Annotated in this window: 18 protein-coding genes; 10 read left to right on the top strand and 8 right to left on the bottom strand. The window is 72.6% G+C overall.

Annotated features, from left to right (window positions below; translation table 11 throughout):
- The first annotated feature begins 117 nt into the window (after positions 1–117).
- The 4 genes from H4F70_RS18965 to H4F70_RS18950 all read left to right on the top strand — a co-directional run bounded on the left by H4F70_RS18965 (position 118) and on the right by H4F70_RS18950 (position 6,403).
- Complete coding sequence (locus H4F70_RS18965) at positions 118–1,545, top strand: MFS transporter (RefSeq protein WP_220471736.1); 1,428 nt, start codon at positions 118–120, stop codon at positions 1,543–1,545.
- Positions 1,546–1,580: 35 nt separating this feature from the next.
- Positions 1,581–3,578 (top strand): acyl-CoA dehydrogenase family protein, encoded by a 1,998-nt coding sequence (locus H4F70_RS18960; protein ID WP_182358352.1) that lies wholly within the window; start codon positions 1,581–1,583, stop codon positions 3,576–3,578.
- 377 nt (positions 3,579–3,955) lie between these two features.
- Positions 3,956–5,356 carry an APC family permease gene (locus H4F70_RS18955; protein ID WP_182358351.1) on the top strand — a complete coding sequence of 467 codons (1,401 nt, stop codon included), beginning with the start codon at positions 3,956–3,958 and terminating at the stop codon, positions 5,354–5,356.
- A gap of 282 nt (positions 5,357–5,638) precedes the next feature.
- Positions 5,639–6,403 carry a class I SAM-dependent methyltransferase gene (locus tag H4F70_RS18950; RefSeq protein WP_182358350.1) on the top strand — a complete coding sequence of 255 codons (765 nt, stop codon included), beginning with the start codon at positions 5,639–5,641 and terminating at the stop codon, positions 6,401–6,403.
- A 238-nt stretch (positions 6,404–6,641) separates the two neighbouring features.
- Here the strand turns inward: H4F70_RS18950 and H4F70_RS18945 are convergent, their stop codons facing one another.
- From H4F70_RS18945 to H4F70_RS18920, 6 genes are all read right to left on the bottom strand, one after another.
- Complete coding sequence (locus tag H4F70_RS18945) at positions 6,642–7,310, bottom strand: response regulator transcription factor (RefSeq protein WP_182358349.1); 669 nt, start codon at positions 7,308–7,310, stop codon at positions 6,642–6,644.
- Positions 7,307–8,464, bottom strand: coding sequence for a sensor histidine kinase (locus H4F70_RS18940; RefSeq protein WP_235681217.1), 1,158 nt, complete (start codon positions 8,462–8,464; stop codon positions 7,307–7,309). Before H4F70_RS18940 ends, H4F70_RS18945 begins: the two co-directional genes overlap by 4 nt.
- Before the next feature lie 40 nt (positions 8,465–8,504).
- A complete protein-coding gene (locus H4F70_RS18935) occupies positions 8,505–9,071 on the bottom strand; it encodes a TetR/AcrR family transcriptional regulator (RefSeq protein ID WP_182358348.1) in 567 nt (188 codons plus the stop codon).
- A complete protein-coding gene (locus H4F70_RS18930) occupies positions 9,068–10,801 on the bottom strand; it encodes an MFS transporter (protein WP_182358347.1) in 1,734 nt (577 codons plus the stop codon). The genes H4F70_RS18935 and H4F70_RS18930 overlap by 4 nt, the downstream gene beginning before the upstream one ends.
- 130 nt (positions 10,802–10,931) lie before the next feature.
- Positions 10,932–11,720 carry a glycosyltransferase family protein gene (locus H4F70_RS18925; RefSeq protein WP_182358346.1) on the bottom strand — a complete coding sequence of 263 codons (789 nt, stop codon included), beginning with the start codon at positions 11,718–11,720 and terminating at the stop codon, positions 10,932–10,934.
- Positions 11,612–12,040 carry a hypothetical protein gene (locus H4F70_RS18920; RefSeq protein ID WP_182358345.1) on the bottom strand — a complete coding sequence of 143 codons (429 nt, stop codon included), beginning with the start codon at positions 12,038–12,040 and terminating at the stop codon, positions 11,612–11,614. Before H4F70_RS18920 ends, H4F70_RS18925 begins: the two co-directional genes overlap by 109 nt.
- 23 nt (positions 12,041–12,063) lie before the next feature.
- Between H4F70_RS18920 and H4F70_RS20290 the strand changes: the two genes are divergently transcribed.
- Positions 12,064–12,474: a polysaccharide deacetylase family protein gene (locus H4F70_RS20290; RefSeq protein ID WP_220471735.1), complete on the top strand. Its 411-nt coding sequence runs from the start codon at positions 12,064–12,066 to the stop codon at positions 12,472–12,474.
- On the top strand, positions 12,471–12,800 hold the full coding sequence (locus H4F70_RS20285) for a polysaccharide deacetylase family protein (protein ID WP_220471734.1): 330 nt from the start codon (positions 12,471–12,473) through the stop codon (positions 12,798–12,800). Before H4F70_RS20290 ends, H4F70_RS20285 begins: the two co-directional genes overlap by 4 nt.
- Here H4F70_RS20285 and H4F70_RS18910 read toward each other — a convergent pair whose 3' ends face one another.
- Positions 12,801–13,280, bottom strand: a complete 480-nt coding sequence (locus H4F70_RS18910; protein WP_182358344.1) for a DMT family transporter — start codon at positions 13,278–13,280, stop codon at positions 12,801–12,803.
- Between the two features lie 119 nt (positions 13,281–13,399).
- Here H4F70_RS18910 and H4F70_RS18905 point away from each other — a divergent pair, with 119 nt between their 5' ends.
- On the top strand, positions 13,400–13,654 hold the full coding sequence (locus H4F70_RS18905) for a hypothetical protein (RefSeq protein ID WP_182358343.1): 255 nt from the start codon (positions 13,400–13,402) through the stop codon (positions 13,652–13,654).
- A gap of 26 nt (positions 13,655–13,680) precedes the next feature.
- Here H4F70_RS18905 and H4F70_RS18900 read toward each other — a convergent pair whose 3' ends face one another.
- Positions 13,681–14,802, bottom strand: coding sequence for a DMT family transporter (locus H4F70_RS18900; protein ID WP_182358342.1), 1,122 nt, complete (start codon positions 14,800–14,802; stop codon positions 13,681–13,683).
- Positions 14,803–15,243: 441 nt separating this feature from the next.
- On the opposite strand from H4F70_RS18900, the gene H4F70_RS18895 reads away from it, so the two are divergent.
- The 3 genes from H4F70_RS18895 (at position 15,244) to H4F70_RS18885 (ending at position 17,906) form a co-directional block, all read left to right on the top strand.
- On the top strand, positions 15,244–16,017 hold the full coding sequence (locus tag H4F70_RS18895) for an esterase/lipase family protein (RefSeq protein ID WP_235681216.1): 774 nt from the start codon (positions 15,244–15,246) through the stop codon (positions 16,015–16,017).
- Positions 16,018–16,161: 144 nt separating this feature from the next.
- A complete protein-coding gene (locus H4F70_RS18890; RefSeq protein ID WP_182358341.1) occupies positions 16,162–17,097 on the top strand; it encodes an ABC transporter ATP-binding protein in 936 nt (311 codons plus the stop codon).
- Positions 17,094–17,906 (top strand): ABC transporter permease, encoded by an 813-nt coding sequence (locus H4F70_RS18885; protein WP_182358340.1) that lies wholly within the window; start codon positions 17,094–17,096, stop codon positions 17,904–17,906. The genes H4F70_RS18890 and H4F70_RS18885 overlap by 4 nt, the downstream gene beginning before the upstream one ends.
- The last annotated feature ends 14 nt before the right edge of the window (positions 17,907–17,920 follow it).

Here is a 17,920-nt window from a genome sequence, read left to right as displayed (position 1 = left end):
GAGCGTGCCCTCCCGATCACCAGCGTCGCAGAGCCGGGAGCAGTGCGCGGGCGGTTCGGGGACGCGGGTGCGGCGCGGGGGGGTGCGCGACGCTCGTGGACCTATGCTGGGGCGATCGTGAACACATCCCGTCGGAAGGGTTCCGGCATCCCCGGGAAGAGCAGTCCGGGCCCGCGGCGCCTCGGCCCCAGCGTCGCCGCGCTGTGCCTCGGTACGGTGCTCAATCCGCTCAACTCGTCGATGATCGCGGTGGCGCTCGTCGACTTCCAGCGGCACTTCGCCCTCGACATCGCCACCGTCACCTGGGTGATCACCTCGTTCTACCTGTGCTCGGCGGCGATGCAGCCGGTGATGGGGCGCTTCGCCGACCGCTTCGGGGCCAAGCGCCTGTTCACCGTGGGCATGGTGCTGGTGGTGGTCACCTGCGCGCTGGCGACGTTCGCGCCGAGCTTCGCGCTGGTGTGCGTGGCGCGGGTGTTCATGGCGCTCGGCACGGCCACCGCCTACCCCAGCGCCGTGGCCATGGTGGGCGCGCTGACGGCTCGGGCGCAGGTGAGCTCGACCCGGCCGCTGGGGATGATCCAGATGGCCAACACGGCGGGCGCGGCGGTGGGGCCGGTGCTCGGCGGCGTGCTGGTGGGCCTGTTCGGCTGGCCCGCCCTGTTCTTCGTCAACGTGCCGCTGGGGCTGGCGGCGGCCGCCGGTGTGCTGTGGCTGACGCCCGCCGATCCGCCGCGCGAGCGCAAGCCGTTGCGCGCGATCGTCATCGAATCCGATGTGCCGGGTATCGCGCTGTTCACGGCCATGCTGGTGTGCGCGCTCACCGCGGTGCTCGGCGCGATCCCCGGGGCCACGTGGTGGCTGGGGGCCGGTGCAGTGGTGTCGATGGCGGCGTTCGGGTGGTGCGAGCTGCGATGCCCCACACCGTTCCTGGACCTGCGGATGCTCGGCCGCAACCGGCCCCTGATCCTCGTGTACGCGGCTTTCGCGGTGTTCAACGGGGTGTACTACTGCGCGTTCTACGGGCTGCCCGAGCTCCTGCAGCAGTCCGGCGGCTACGACCCCGAGATCGTCGGCCTGCTCATGCTGCCGCTGGCCGCCGTCTCCGTGGTGGGCACCCCGTTCGCTGCGCGCGCGATCGACCGGTGGGGAGTGCGGACCGTGATGCTCGTCGGGTCGGCGGCGCTGGTGGCGGCGGCGGGGCTGCTGTGGCTGCTCACGCTGTCCATCGCGGCGGCCGTCGTCGCGGTGCTCCTGGCGCTCACAGGTGTTCCGTACTGCATCGTGAGCATCGCCGCCAACCAGGGCATGTACGCCTCGGCGCGGCCCGAGGACAGCGGAGTGGCCGCCGGCATCCTGCAGACCTCGCGGTACCTGGGCGCGATCTCGGCGACGGCGGTGATCGGCGTGGTCTTCGGGCCCGGCGCCACGCAGGAGCACTGGGGCGTGATGGTGCCGGTGATGGTGGGGCTCGCGGTGGTCACCCTGGCGCTGGCGGCGGTGTGGCGGCCGCAATCGCGCATACACCCTGCGGCGAAGGGGTAGACAGGGGTTGAGGCATCCACGCGAGGAGGCTGACCATGAGTGAAACCACGGCACGCGCGGCGGGGGACACCGGAGAGGCGGCGACCGGCGACGGCCGGCCCGCGGTCACCGCGGAGGAGGCGCGCGAGGTCGCCGAGCAGGCGCGCGAGAGCGGCTGGGACAAGCCCTCGTTCGCCAAGGAGATGTTCCTGGGCCGGTTCCCGCTGGAGCTGGTGCACCCGTTCCCGCGTCCGCCCGCGGAGGACATCGCCCGCACAGACGAGTACCTGCGGAGGCTACGCGGGGTGTGCGAGAAGCTGGACGGCCAGCGCATCGAGGCCGAGGCGCAGATACCCGACGAATACGTGCGCATGCTGGCGGACGCCGGCGCGTTCGGGCTCAAGATCGACCGCGCCCACGGCGGCATGGGGTTGTCCCAGGTGGCCTACAACCGGGTGCTGACCATGGTGGCCTCGGTGCACCCGAGTATCGGCGCGCTGCTGTCCGCGCACCAGTCCATCGGCGTGCCCGAGCCGCTCAAGCTCGCCGGCAGCGACGCACAGAAGGACGAGTACCTGCCCCGCTGCGCCCGCGGTGAGGTGTCGGCATTCCTGCTCACCGAGCCGGATGTCGGCTCCGATCCGGCGCGGCTGGCTTCCACGGCCACACCTGTCGACGACGGCGCGGCCTACGAGCTCGACGGCGTCAAGCTGTGGACCACGAACGGGGTGATCGCCGACCTGCTCGTGGTGATGGCGCGGGTGCCGAAGTGGGACGACGCGTCCGGGGAACACCATCGGGGCGGGGTGTCGGCGTTCGTCGTCGAGGCGGCGTCGGAGGGGATCACCGTCGAGCGGCGCAACCGGTTCATGGGCCTGCGCGGAATCGAGAACGGCGTCACCCGGCTGCACAAGGTGCGGGTGCCGCGCGAGAACCTCATCGGGCGCGAGGGCGACGGGCTCAAGATCGCGCTCACCACCCTCAATGCGGGCCGTTTGGCCATCCCGGCCATGGCGGCCGGCAGCGGCAAGTGGTGCCTGAAGATCGCCCGCGAATGGTCGCGCGAGCGCGTGCAATGGGGCAAGCCGGTGGGCGAGCACGAGGCCGTGGCGACGATGATCGCCCGCATCGCCGCCACCACCTACGCCCTCGAGGCGGTGGTGGAGCTGTCCGGTCAGATGGCCGACGAGGGGCGCAACGACATCCGCATCGAGGCGGCGCTGGGCAAGCTCTGGTCCAGCGAGCAGGCCTGCGAGTTGGCGGACCTGCTCCTGCAGATCCGGGGCGGGCGCGGATACGAGACGGCGGCGTCGCTGCGCGACCGCGGCGAGCGCGCGGTGCCCGTCGAGCAGCTCGTGCGCGACCTGCGCATCAACCGCATCTTCGAGGGTTCCAGCGAGATCATGCGCCTGCTCATCGCGCGCGAGGCGGTGGACGCGCACCTGACGGCGGCCGGCGCGCTGGCCGACCCGAAATCCGGCCTGCAGGACAAGGCCAAGGCGGCGGCCGGGGCGAGCGAGTTCTACGCCCGGTGGCTGCCCACGCTCGTGGCAGGCCGCGGCGACGTGCCCGGCGGCTACGCCGAGTTCGGCGACCTGGCCGGACACCTGCGTTTCGTCGAACGCGCGGCCCGCAAGCTCGCCCGCAACACCTTCTACGGGATGGCGCGCTGGCAGGCGGGCATGGAGAATCGGCAGGCGTTCCTGGGGCGGGTCGTCGACACCGGCGCCGAGCTGTTCGCCATGTCCGCGGCGTGCGTGCGGGCCGAGGCGCAGCGGCAGGACGACCCGGTGCAGGGGGAGGGCGCCCACGAGCTGGCCGACGCCTTCTGCCGCCAGGCCGCGGGGCGGGTGGAGAGTCTGCAGCACGCGCTGTGGCACAACACCGACGCATCCGACCGGGCGCTCGCGCACAAGGTCCTGGACGACCGCTACACCTGGCTCGAAGCCGGCATCCTCGACCAGAGCGAGGGCACGGGCCCGTGGATCGCGCACTGGGAACCCGGGCCGTCGACGGAGCCCGACGTGGCGCGCAGGACGGCCCGCGCCGAGTGACGGACGCGCGCCCGCGGTGCGTATCCTGAGACGCGTACGCGGACGGCCGTGAGCGCGCCGCGCGTATCCGGGGCGCGCATGTCGGCGCCCGTCGATCACAGTGCGGACGGAGGCAGCGGGATGGGTCGCGGACACTGCTGCGTCGCGCTGGTGTGCCGCCGCCACATCGACCAGTGCCGCTCCGCCTCCGCGCTCTGTCCGGCCTGACCCCGACGCGCCTGCACCAGCCGCCGGCCTGACCGTCCGGCGCCCGCGGGCCGCGCGTCGCTCGCCCCGCCTCGTTCCCCGCCCTGTCGCGGGGTCTCACCCCTGCGTACGCACTCTCACTTTTCTCCGGGCCGGTGCGGGCCCGGCCCCGGAAGGATCGACCCACGCTCATGACCGACCAGGACAGCCTCGCGGAACACCCCTGCCCGGCGCCCCGGGACGCGCCGGACGGGCAGGCGCCGACGCTGCGTCGGCGCATCAGCTTCTTCCAACTGGTCGTCTACGGTCTGGTGTTCATCGGCCCCGCCGCGGCCGTGAGCATCTTCGGCCCGCTCGACGCGCAGAGCCACGGCGCAGTGCCTCTGGTGTACCTGGTGGCGACGGTGGCCATGGCGTTCACCGCCTACTCGTACGCGCTGATGTCGCGTCGGGTGCCGCGTGCGGGGTCGGTGTTCGCGTACGCGAGCGCCGGGATCGGGCCGCGGACCGGCTTCATGGGCGGCTGGATGGTGATGCTGGACTACCTGCTCATCCCGTCGGTGGCCTACCTGTTCACCGGCATCGCGATGCACTCGTTCCTGCCGGCGGTGCCCACGTGGGGCTGGACGGCCATGGCCGTGGTGCTCACGACGGGGCTCAACCTGGCCGGGGTGCGGATCGCCGCACGCGTGGCCACGCTGGTCGTCGCCGCCGAGTGCGTCGTGCTGGCCATGGTCCTCGCCGGCGGCGTCCGGGTCATCGCCGAGCACGGCACGGTGCGCGACCCGCTCTCCCCGCTCACCGGCGTGGGCGGGCTGTCGCTGCCGGCCGTGCTGGGGGCGGTGTCGGTGGCGATGCTGTCCTACCTGGGCTTCGACGCGATCGCGACATTCGCCGAGGAGACCATCGGCGCGTCGCGCATGGTGGCCCGCGCGCTCGTCGTCTGCCTGGTGACGGCCGGCCTGCTGTTCGCGGCGCAGACGTACGTGGCCGCGCTGATCACCACCGAGACGCCGCAGTACCTCGCGGCCAACCCGGACCTGCAGGGCGACGCCTACTACCGGCTCGTCGGTGACAGGATGGCCGAATGGCTGTCCACGGCCCTGGCGGTGTCGAAGGCGGCGGGTGCGGCGTTCTCCGCAATGGTCGGCCAGGCGGCGGCGTCGCGGATCCTCATGGACATGGGGCGCGCCAAGCGGCTGCCGGGGTTCCTGGCGAAGGTCGACGGGCACACCGGGGTGCCGGCCGTGGGGGTGCTCATCGCGGCGGCGTTCAACGTGGTCATCGCAGTGTGGGCGGCGTCGGAGGACGACGGGCTCGACATCCTCGTCTCGGTGGTGAGCGTCGGCGCCCTGTGCGCGTTCCTTCTGCTGCACGCGTCGGTGATCGGCTACTACTGGGTGCGGCGCCTCGGCGGCCCGCGCCGCACGGCATCGCACCTGATCGCGCCGGTGGTGGGCTCCGCGGTCCTCGTGGTCGTGCTCGTGGAGGCCAACGGGGTCGCGCAGGTGGTGGGCGCGCTGTGGCTGGTGGTGGGGCTCGTCGTGGTGGCGGTGCAGCACCGGCGGGGCGGGTACGCGGCGGCTGGATAGTTCTGGCTTCTGGCGTCGAGTGGGGCGTTTTTCGGTGCTCCACCGCAGGTCGAGCACCGAAGAGCGCCTCACTCGGCGAGGGGACGGGGCTTTGTCGACCGGTGGCAGGCGCAGTTTCTCGTCTGCATTCACGCCGAACGCGCTTAGACTGTCGCGGTGATCGGCCATGCCGGTTTCGTCGCCGGGGGCCTCGCGTTCACTGCGCCCGGCCGCGGTGGAGGATCGGCGCGATACCGGCGGGCCGACGATTTCTGCGCCGACCGGCACTCAGGGGAGGCATTCATGACGAACACCCCGGGCACTGCACCCATGCCTGCGGCCCGTATCGAGGCGATGCTGGTGCTCCCGGACGGGGCGGCGCCGACGGATCGTGGCTACCTGGACACGCTCGGCCCGGGCCCGGCCCCGCAGCGCCGGACGGTGGCCTCGGTCGCTATGAACAGCGGCTTCGTCTCGCGAATCTACGAGGGCCCGTGGCGTCAGGGGGCGCTTCCTCTGCTGGCCGCCGGCATGACGATGCGCAGCGAGATCGACAAGGCGGTGCGCGACCTCCGGGTGGGCGGGTCGCAGACGGTCCTGGACGTCGCCTGCGGGCCCGGCAACTTCAGCGGACGGTTCGCGGATCTGCTGGGCGCCGGTGGGCTCGTGGTGGGCATCGACATGTCGGCGGCGATGCTCGAGCAGGCGGTCGACCACAATGCGGGCCCGCGTGTGGGCTACGTGCGCGGCGACGCGGCCCGGCTGCCGTTCGCGGACGCGGAGTTCGATGCGGTGTGCTGCTACGCGGCGCTGTATCTGGTGGACGAGCCGGAGCGGGTACTTGCGGAGATGGTGCGCGTGCTCGCACCGGGAGGGCGCTTGTGCGTGATGACTTCCTGCGCCCGGCTGCCGGGGGCGGTGCACCGCGCCTGGGGCGGGCGTCGCGTGGGCGGGGTGCGGCTTTTCGGCCGCGATGAGATCACCGGTCTGCTGCGCGATGCCGGTTGTACGCGGATCACACAGCAGATGCGCGGATTCGCCCAGTTCGTGCAGGCCGACCGCGGCTGATCCCGACCCCCGCCGGCTCGCGGTCGGTCTTTGGTTCCTGGCTCGACGCCGAGTGGGGCGTTTATCGGTGCTCGACCGACGGTGGAGCACCGAGGAACGCCCCACTCGGCGAGGGCGAGGGCCCGCCGCGACAACCCCGCCGCGACAACCCCGCCGCGACAACCCCGCCGCGACAACCCCGCCACGACAACCCCGCCACGACAACCCCGCCACGACAACCCCGCCGCGACACCGCCCGCTACAACAGCCCCGCGTCGTGCATGGTGATGGCCACCTGCACCCGGTTGGTGGCCTCCAGCTTGGTGAAGCAGTGCGCGATGTGCGCCTTCACCGTGGCCAGGCTCATGTGCAGGTTCTCGGCGATCTCTGCGTTGGAGTGTCCGTGCCCCACGGCGATCGCGACGTCCCGCTCCCGGCCGGTGAGCGCGGCGGCCCGTTCACGGGCCGCCAGCGCACGGCCGTCGGGTGCGGAGTCGGCGACCTGTCGGATCAGCCGGGCGGTGACGGTGGGTGAGAGCATCGGCTCGCCGACGTGCACCTTGCGCACCGCGTCGACGATCGCGGGCGGCGCGGTGTCCTTGAGCAGGAATCCGTGCGCGCCGGCGGCGAGGGCGCGCACCACGTAGTCGTCGGCGTCGAAGGTGGTCAGCACGATCACCTTCGGCGGCCGCGGCATCGTCGCGATGCGCGCGGTGGCGGAGATCCCGTCGAGCACCGGCATGCGGATGTCCATGAGCACCACATCCACGGGCTCGGCGCCGGCCGCGGATTCCTCGATGACCCGGCAGGCGTGGGCGCCGTCGTCGGCTTCGCCCACCACGGCCAGGTCACCCACCCCGCCCAGGATCATCGCGAGCCCGGCCCGCACCAGGGCGTCGTCGTCGGCGATGAGCACGCGGATCGTCATGACGGCCACGGTAGCCAGGCTTCGAGGACGAAGCGCCGTGCGGGGGTGACCGAGTGCGTCAGGCGCCCGCCGGCCAGCTCGACGCGCTCGGCGATGCCCACCAGGCCCAGGCCCGACTCGGGCGCCCGGTGCGGATCGGTGCCGACGCGCAGCGGATTGTCCAGCCGAAGGGTGAGCCCGTCGCGCGGGGACCCGGTGAGCACGACGGTGACGAGGGTGTCGCGGGCGTGCTTGCGGGCGTTGGTGATCCCCTCCTGGGCGATCCGGTAGAGCGTGCGCCCGGTCGCGATGGGGATGGCGCTGGGCCAGTGTGCGTCCTCGTAGTGGATGCGCAGCCCGGCGGCACGCGCCTCCGCGATGAGCTCCGGCAGGTCGTCGGCGTCGGGCTGCGGCAGCTCGGGGAGTGCGTCGCCGGGGCCCTCCCGCAGCACGCCCAGCACCTCGCGCAGCTCGACGAGCGCCTGGTGCGAGGTGTCCTGGATGATGCCCGCCGCCTTGCGCACCTCGTGCGAGTCGAGGTCCTCCCGGTAGGCCAGCGCGCCCGCATGCAGGGTGAGCAGGGAGATCCGGTGGGCCAGAACGTCGTGCATCTCGCGGGCGATCCGCGCCCGCTCGGCGATGCGGGCCTGGCGCACGCGCAGCGACTGCTCCGTCTCGGCGCGCTCGGCCCGCTCGCGGAGGGTGGCGAGCAGTTCGCGGCGCGAGCCGATGTACAGGCCGAAGGCCACGGTGATGCCGACGAAGGCGACAGACAGGGGGACGATGACGCGCCAGTCGTCCACAGAGGTGGGGTCCGCGTATTCCACGACGATCGCGGCGGCGAGCGACAGCACGGCGACCGGCAGGATCTCGCGCCACCGGCGTCGGGTGGACAAGGATGCGAGCGTGAGCGTCGCCGCCCCGCCGGCGGACGCGGAGGCGGCGGAGAGCACGGCGGTGACCGCGGCGACGGAAACCGGGAACCGGCGGCGGGCGAAGCTGAGGACGATCAACCCCAACCCCAGGCCGAGGTCGAGGAAGAACCACCACCGCGCGTGGTCCCACTGCCATCCGGCTATCGCCGACCAGGCGGCCCCGGCGATCGCCATCGCCAGCAGGGTCCGCCAGACGTGCCCCCACACGGTGAGGGGCGGCTGGTAGTCGGCGGGATCCACGAGGCAAGAGTAGGCGGTGGCGACGGGAACGGGGGGTCCGTCAGCCGGTCTGCGCCGCCAGCAGCGTGGTGAGCTGCGTATGGACGTGGTCGAGCGGGGCGGTGTCGCGCGCCGCGAGGCACAGCATCACCGCGCCCTCGACTGCCGCGACGACGGTGGTCGCCATCGCGGCGGCCGCCGCCGCGTCCATGCCGTGCGCGGCGAGACGGGGTGCGATGAGCCGGCGCCAGTGCGAGAACACCGCGTCGGCCTGCGCACGTGCCTCGGGTGCGTCCTGCCCCCCGTATGCGGCGGCGGCGATGGGACAGCCCGCGATGAAGCTCGAGCCCTCGAGCAGTTTCTTCCAGAAACCGATGAACGCGCTCAGGGCGTCGCCGGGCGGCATGCTTGCGACGAGCTCCTCGATCATCGACGCCATCGCGTCGCCGGACTCGGACACCGATGCGGCGATCAGTTCGTTTTTGCCGCCGGGAAAGTGCAGGTAGACGGATCGGCGGGAGACGCCGCTGTGTGTGAGGAGCTCCGAGATCGACGTGCCCGCCACACCATGCCGCTGCATGAGCTCGACGGTGCTGCCGATCAGGCGCTCACGTACGGATTCCGTCATGGGTCCGATCGTTCCAGGTCCGGCCGTGGCGCGCCGGTATCGGCGGTGTGCACGCCGCCCTCGGTCTCGGCCGGCGCGTCCGGCACGCCGCCGGCGTCCGCATCGGGGGACGGGGCGGCCATCCAGCCGAGCAGGACGGAGCCGCCCTCGGGGCGCCGCCACGGCAACAGCACGGCGACGACGATCGCGCACAGCACCGCCAGACCCACGGTGGCGTAGGAGGCGATCTGGAATCCGTCCAGCGCGGCGGACTTCATGGTGAGGATCAGCTGGTCTTTGGTGCCGGAGAACAGCGACGGCACGTCGTGCTGCCGGATCTCCAGGACGGTCAGGACCGACTGCCGGGCGTACTCCTTCTGCTGCGGGTCCATCATGGTGTCCGGGATCCGGTCCACCAGCGGTGTCACTGTGGCGGTGTAGGTGGACGCGACGATGGATCCGAGCACCGCGACGCCCAGCGCGCCGCCGATCTCGCGGGTGGTGTCGTTGACGGCGGATCCGGCGCCCGCTTCGTCGGCGGTCACCGACGCCATGACCGACTCGGTGGCCGGGCCCTGGACCACGGCCAGTCCCAGGCCCATGAGGATCATCGAGATGAGCACGATGCCGGCGTAGGGCGAGTCGACGGTGACCTGCCCGGCGAGCCCCATGCCGGCGGCGAGGAGGACGAACCCGCCGATGAGCACGGCGGTGGTGCCGATGCGCAGGGCCAGCATGGTCGCGGCGGGCGCGGCGATGAGCACCGCCGCCGCGAACGGCAGCGAGCGGATGCCGAACTCCAGCGGCGAGTACTCCTGGATGCCCTGGAAGTACTGGGTGATGAGGAACAGGAACCCGAACATCGAGAAATAGGCGACGGTGATCGACAGCGCGGGCAGCGAGAACCGGCGGTTGCGGAACAGCGTGACGTCGAAGACCGGGTTCTGCGCGCGGATCTCGCGCCACACGAACGCCGCGAGCAGCGCCACCGCGCCGGCCAGGGCGCCCAGTGTGATCGGCGAGAGCCAGCCGTTGCGCGGGCCCTCGATGATCGACCACACGAGGGTGGCGATGCCCGCGAGCGACAGGACGAGCCCGGGCACGTCGAGCCGCCCGTGCGCCTGGGTCCGCGACTCGGGAAGCACCAGCGCCGCCGCGGCGAGGACGGCGAGCGCGATGGGCACGTTCATCCAGAACACCGAGTGCCACGAGAAGTGTTCGAGCAGCCACCCGCCCGCCGTGGGGCCGATGGCGACGGCGAACCCGGCCATGGCCGTCCACACGGCGATCGCCGCGCCGCGCGCCTTCGGCGACGTGAACGTGGCGGTGAGTATCGCCAGGGTCGCGGGGAACACGGCGGCGGCGAACACGCCCATCGCGGCGCGCGCGGCGACGACCATGCCGACGCCGGTCGCCAGCGCGCCGCCGACCGACATCACCGCCACCCCGGCCAGGCCGATCATCATCACCCGGCGCCGGCCATACCTGTCGCCGAGGTGCCCGCAGGCCAGCAGGAATCCGGCGAAGGTGAGCGTGTAGGCGTCGACGATCCACTGTAGGCCGGCGAAGTCGGCTCCGAGGCTCACCCCCATCGACGGCAGGGCGACGTTGACGACGGTGTTGTCGAGCAGCACCAGCAGCTCGGCCAGGCAGACGACGACGAGGATCGCGGCGCGGCGCGGGAGGCTCGTCGTCTCCGACGGTGCGCCACCGTGCGGCGGCGTGCTCCGGGGTGCGGTGAGGACGCTCATGCCCGTCTCCTCGGGGTTCGGCGTCGTCGCGGCGGATGCACGCGACGAAGTAGAACGAACGGTATACGTAACTGTGAGTGTCAGTCAATCGTGCATGCGCGGACCGCCGGACGCAGGGGTGGCGCGGCCGTCAGCCGCGGTGCTGCTCCAGCCACCGGGCGATCTCCGCGGCGGGGTCGGCGTGGAACAGCGCGGAGCCGTGCTCGACCTGGACGGAGCGGCGCGGTCCGGGCCGGCGCAGGACGTCGACCGCCCGGACCAGCGCGGCCGCGTCGGCGACACCCGTGACCAGGCCGTGCCCGACGAGGGCGCGCGCCACCGGCACGCCGTGGCCGGCGATGGGGCGGTATTCGACGACGGGGACGCCCGCGGCGAGGGCCTCCATGCACATCGACCCGCCCGCGTTGTCGACGACGACCGCCGCGCCGGCGAGCAGCGCGGGCATGTCGTCGCGCCAGCCCAGCGCCGTCGCGCCCGGAACGGCGGCGACCCGTCGGCGCAGCCGCGCGTTGCGCCCGCACAGCGCCACCGGCCGGACCCCGGGGGCGGCGGCCAGGGCAGCCACAGTCTCGAGGATGTCGCCCATGCCCCACGACCCGGTGGAGACCAGCACGGTGGCGTCATCCCCGGCCGCGAGGGCGGTCCGGCGCGCGTCTGGATCGCGACGGAACCGCGGGTCGACGAGGGGACCGGGGCCGATCGCGTCCGCCCCCGTCGCCGTGCGCACCCGCCGGGCGATGGGCTCCGAGATGCAGCAGTACAGGTCGGCCCCGCCGCCGAGCCACATCGCGTGCGCCACCATCTCGGTGATCACGACGATCGACGGCGCGTCGGTGACGCCGCGGCGGCGCAGCTCGCCCACCGCCTGGCCGGCCAGGTGGAACGTGGAGACGACGGCGGTGGGCGCGAAATCGCGCACGACCGGTGCGAGCGCGCGGGCGCCCAGCCGGGCGAGCGGGCGCGACCGTGGCGGCCGTGCCGCTGCCGGCCGGGCCCCGGCGCCCCCATCGTCGCCATGAACACCCGGTAGATCACCGAATACAGCCACGGCGCGTGCGCGAGCATCCCGCCGTAGAACCCGCGCAGCGCGGGCCCCAGGCGCAGCGGAAGCAGGGCGAGCAGGTCGACGACGCGGACCTCGGCGCCGCGCTCGGCGAAACGGCGGGCCAGCTCGCGGGCGCACTGGTCGTGCCCGGCGCCCATGCCCGCCGAGACCAGCAGAATCCGCTGCCCCTGCATGCCTTCCAGCCTAGGCTTCGGGTATGGGGCGCATGGCCGGAGCGCGGGGCGTCCGGCGGATGCTCGGCGCCGGACTCAGCACGGCGGCGGCCGCGCACATCCTGCCCGCGGGCACGTGGCTGCCTCCGGTGCGCAGGGTGTGCGCGCCGTCGCTGTGCGGGCCCGGCGCCGCCGACCACCTGGCGCTGACCTTCGACGACGGCCCCGACGCGGCGTCCACTCCGTACTTCCTCGACGCGCTCGACCGGGTGGGCGTGCGCGCCACGTTCTTCTGTGTCGGCGAACAGGTGCGCAGCCATCCGCGGGTGGCGCGCGCGGCGGCGGAACGAGGCCACGAGATCGCCTGCCACGGGTGGCGCCACCGCAACCAGCTGCTGCGGCCCGGCCCCGTCGGCGCCGAACTGCGGGCGGCCCGCGACCTGATCACGGTGTGACGGGCCGCCCGCCGCGCTGGTACCGCCCGCCCTACGGGGTGCTCACCGGGCAGGGGGCGCTGGCCGCGCGGCGCGCCCGCCTGACCCCGGTGCTGTGGTCGGCGTGGGCGAAGGACTGGACGGCGGGCGTCACCGCCGGCGACGTGCTGCGCGTGGTGGAACCCGGGCTGCGCGGCGGCGCCACGGTCCTGCTGCACGACACCGACACCTACGCGCAGCCGGACTCCTGGCGGGCGACGCTGGCGGCGTTGCCTCGCATCGTCGGCGCCTGCCGCGCACAGGGGCTGCGCGTCGGGCCGCTCGGCGAGCACGCGGCCGGGGCGTGATCAGTCGCGCGACCCGGCGGCGGCGAACGACCGGCCCAGCACCGCGACCCCGGCCGCGATGAGCGCCACCGCCGGCACGGCGAGCGTCGCGTACCAGCCGCCGCGCACCTGCTCGCCGAACACGACCACGCCCCAGACCATCGCCACCACCGGCTCGGTGCCCGTCAGGCCCGGCTGGGCGGCGATGAGCGGGCCGGAGCCGAAGGTGACCTGCAGCAGGAAGAACGCGAGCGCTCCCGCCGCCAGCAGCCCGTAGACGTGCCATGTGGCGAAGGCCCCGGCCAGGCCCCCGTCGACGAGGTCGGTGGTGAACGCCTTGGTGAGCACGGTCGTCACGCCGAAGCCGGTGCCGGCGGCCAGGCTCAGCAGCGCGGGCCGGGCCAGGGAACCGACGGGGGCGCGGCCGCCGAGCACGGCGAACACGGCGATGAGCCCGGCGGACGCGCCGAGCCCGATCAGCCAGGTGCGCGCCGGGCACATGCGCCGCGTCGCCGCCCGACGGGGCCAGGAGGAACAGCAGCGCGGCCAGGCCGACGGTGATCGCGGCGACCGCCCGCCATTCGCCGGCCCGGGTGCGGCGGCCGAAGAACGCCCGCGCGATGACCAGGGTGAACGGCAGGTCCAGCATGAGCAGCGGTTCGACGACGACGATCGGCCCGCTGGCCAGGGCCGCCGCCATGAGAACGAAGCTGGCGATCATCGCCGCCAGCCCCGCGAACCACATCGGCTCGCGCAGGATGCGGGCGATCAACCGCGGATGGAACAGTTCGTCGGCGGGGCGCTTGCGGTTGGCGGCGCGCTGGAGCACCGATGCGGCCGCGTTGACCGCGGCGGTGAGGATCGCGAGCACGTAGACGAGCACTGTGCGGGCCCCGCGCGGTCAGTCCGGCTCGAGTTCCGGCCGGTGCCGTCCGGCCGCGCCGCGCCGGACCCCGCGTGGCTCCTCGTCTCCGCCGACGGGGCGGACCGCGGGCGCGTGCTCGTCGTCCGCCGCGAGGTCGGCATCGGGGAACTGCTGGTGGTCCGGTAGCAGGTCGTCGTCGCGGAAGAGGTCGTCGCCCAACCCGAAGGCGCCGTGCGGGTTGGGCGCGGAGTGCAGGCGGCGCGTCGCGAAACGGTCGTCCGAGACCGCGGCGGCGATTCCCTCCGGCTCGACGGCCGCCGCGAACGCCCGGGTGAGTGCGATGATGCCGGCGGCCATGATCGCGGCCGAGACACCGGTGCCGATGTAGAACAGGCCTCCGCGCACCTGCTCGCCGAAGACGATCGTGCCCCACAGGATCGACACGATCGGCTCTGCGCCGGTGAGCCCGGGCTGCGCGGCGATGAGCGGGCCGGACCCCAGCGCCGCCTGCAGCAGGAAGAACGCCAACGCGCCGCACACGACGACGCCGTAGGTCTGCCATGTGGTGGCCAGCCCCGCCCAGCCGCCGCGTTCGAGCGCGGCCGTCATCGCCTTGATCAGTGCCGCGTTGGTGCCGAAACCGATGCCCGTGGCCACGCCCAGCAGCGCCGGCCGGACCATCGACCCGACGGCGGCGCGGGCGGCAAGCACCACGAGCACGGCGATGCACGCCGCGGCGGCGCCCAGGCCCCAGGCCCAGGTGGCGACGGGGATCAGCGCGCCGGGGCCGGCCTCGGGGGCGAGGAAGAACAGCACGCCCACCAGGCCCACGGTGATGGCCGCTGCGGCGCCCCACTCGGCGGGCCGGGTGTGCCGCCCGAACGTGATGTCGGCGATCACCAGCGTCAACGGCAGCGTGAGCACCACCAATGGTTCGACGATGGAGATCGGGCCGCTGCCCAGCGCCCCGGCGAGCAGGAAGAAGCTGATGATCAGCGCGGCGATGCCGGCGAACCACAGCGGCTCGCGCAGCACCCGGATGATCAGACGCGGATGGAACAGTTCGTCGGCGGGCCGCTTGCGGTTGGCGGCGCGCTGCAGCACCGACGCGGACGCATTGGCCACGGCCGTGAGGAGCGCGAGCACGTAGACCAGCAAGGGGCCTCCTCACCTGACACATCGGGGCCGACGCGTGGGTGCCGACACCGTCGATTATTGCGCGCCGGGGGCGGGGACGCGGGTTCGAGGCGGGGAACAGGGGTGGCCGATTCCGCCGAACCGGTTCGCATCGTGCCCCGCCGCGATAAATTCAGCCGATGGGGAGAACGCCAAGGGGGAGAAAGTTGTGGAGTAGGGGCGAGTCATTCGCGGCGGCGAGAGCATGGCGTGCCTGCTGGACGGGGTTCGCCGGCGCCTGCATAGGAGCGCTCGGAGTGTCGGCGTCGGTGTTCGGTGCAGGCGCGCCCGCTGTGGCGGCGCCGTTGCCGGTGCCGGACAACTTCTATGCGGGCGTCGCGGCGGAGCTGGCGAATCCGGGGGGGCTCGCTGCCCGGTTCCAACGACTACGACTGCGCGCCGACGCAGGACCACCCGCGTCCGGTGATCCTTCTGCACGACCTCGGCGCCACGCGGCAGTCCAATTGGGCGACGTTCGTGCCGGCCCTCGCCAACGAGGGCTACTGCGTGTACGCAGTGACGTACGGCGTGGTTCCGGGCAAGGGGTTCGCATCCAACGGGCAGCCGCTGGGCGGCACGGCGCCGATCGCCGTGAGCGCCGGCGAGCTGGCGGACTTCGTCGACGGCGTGCTGGAAGCGCCCGGCACGCGGCGCGCGGCGGCGGCCGGCATCGGCGACGGCACGGTGGACCTGCTCGGGCACGCCGAGGGGACTCTCGTCGCCGGCTACTACGCGAATGTCCTGAACGGGGCGGACAGCGTGCACGAGATCGTCTCCCTGGCGCCGACGTGGCAGGGGGCGGGCGGCGACGTGGCGGCACGGTACGCGGATCGGATACCTCCGCAGTGGCGCGCAGCCGTGTACGACCAGATGCCGTATTTCATGCAGGTCATGACTGGCAGCGACGTCATCGAGGCGCTGAACGCGGGAGGGACCCCCTACGCGCCGGGGGTGGAGTACACCAACATCGTGACCCGCTACAACTGGGGCATCGACTACTCGAGCGGGCTGGTTCCGGGGCAGCAGGTCACGAACATAGTGGTGCAGGACGGCTGCAATACCGACTATTCGGAGCACGACGGAATCGGTGCGTCGCCCCGTACAGTGGCGTTCGTGCTCAACGCGCTCGACCCGGCGCATCCGCGGACGGTTCCGTGCGGGGTGATCCTGCCGTTCGTCGGCACGATGGTCGACTGATGAGCCCCCGGTAGCGCTGCCTCCGGGAGAGGTGACCCGGGGGACAACCCCTACTTCCCCCTGAACTGTCTCATACTTTCGGCTGCGCAGAATCAGGCTGTGGACCGATGTGCGCGGGTGCCCGCGCGCGGCAGAGTGGGCACCATGATCACCGTTGAACACCTTACGAAGACGTACGGGGCTTTCACCGCCGTCGACGACGTCTCGTTCACCTGCAAGCCGGGCATGGTCACCGGCTTTCTGGGGCCGAACGGCGCCGGCAAATCCACGACGATGCGCATCATCGCCGGGCTCACCCCGGCCGGCAGCGGTTCGGCCACGGTGTCGGGCGTCGAGTTCGGCAGCGTGCCCAACCCGGGGACGCAGGTGGGCGTGCTGCTCGACGCCTCGGCGCAGCATGCCGGGCGCACCGGCCGCGAGATCCTCACGCTCAGCGCCATGACGATGGGGCTGCCCATGTCGCGGGTGGACGAGATGCTGCACCTGGTCAGCCTCACCCCCGAAGAGTCCAAGCGCCGCGTGCGCAACTACTCGCTGGGCATGCGCCAGCGCCTCGGCATCGCCAACGCGCTGCTGGGCGACCCGCAGATCCTCATCCTGGACGAACCGGCCAACGGCCTCGACCCGGCCGGCATCCACTGGATGCGCACCCTGCTGCGCGGCTACGCGGACCGGGGCGGCACGGTGCTGCTCTCGTCGCACCTTCTGCACGAGATCGAGGTCATCGCCGACGAGATCATCGTCATCGGCCAGGGGAAGATCATCGCGCAGGGCACCAAGGAGGAGCTGCTGCAGGCGTCGGGTGCGCTGGTGAAGGCCGGCGACGACACCGCACTGGCTGTGGCGCTCAGAGCTGCGGGCATCACGTCCGCGCCGCGCTCCGGCGGCGGCCTCACCACCGAGGCGGCGCCCGAACAGGTGGGCAAGGTGGCCGCAGCGGCGGGCATCCCCCTGATCGAACTGCGCCCCGCCGAGTCCGCCGGGCTGGAGGAGATGTTCCTGCAGCTCACCACCGAATCGCAGCGCGAGGGCAGCGCGCCCGCCGCCGTGTCCGCGCCTACCGTAGGAGCACAGGCATGAGCACCACCGCAGGAACCGTGGGCGCCGCCGGGACGCCCGCCATCACCATCGACCGCAGCGCGCCGCCGGTTCCGATGAGCCGGCTCGTCAAGGTCGAGGCGCGCAAGATGTTCGACACCCGCTCCGGCTTCTGGCTGATGGTCAGCATCGGCGTGCTCGCGCTGGTCGCGACGATCGCCGTGATCGCGTTCATCGACGGCGCCGACCTCAACTACGGCGCGTTCGCCACCGCGATCGGCGTGCCCATGGCCGTGCTGCTGCCGGTCATGGCCATCCTCTCGGTCACCAGCGAGTGGAGCCAGCGCACGGGTCTGACCACCTTCACGCTGGTGCCGCACCGCGGGCGCATCATCGGTGCGAAGGCCATCACCTCGGTGGTGGTCGGCGCCGTGTCGATGCTGCTGGCGCTCGCCATCGGCGCCCTCGGCAACGTGATCGGTTCGCTGATCCGGGGCGCGGACATGACCTGGAACGTCACCGTCGCGGACGTGGCGCGCATCGTCCTCATCAACGTGCTGGGGCTGATGATCGGCTTCATGCTGGGCGTGCTCATCCGCAACTCGCCGGCCGCCATCGTCGGGTACTTCGTGTACTCGTTCGTGGTCCCGACGATCTTCGGCGCGCTCGCCGGAGCGCAGGACTGGTTCGCGGACCTGCAGCCGTGGGTGGACTTCAACTACTCGCTCAACCGTATGTACGAGAACGCGCCCGCCGAGTCCTGGGCCACGCTGGCGGTCTCCGGGGTGATCTGGCTGGTGATCCCGCTGGCCATCGGTGTGCGCGCCATCATGCGCTCCGAGGTGAAATAGCACGGGCGAAGCAG

It is taken from the genome of Tomitella gaofuii, from assembly GCF_014126825.1.
Lineage (GTDB): Bacteria > Actinomycetota > Actinomycetes > Mycobacteriales > Mycobacteriaceae > Tomitella > Tomitella gaofuii.
The sequence above is the reverse complement of the archived record's forward strand: the minus strand, read 5'-3'. Positions and strand labels throughout refer to the sequence as shown.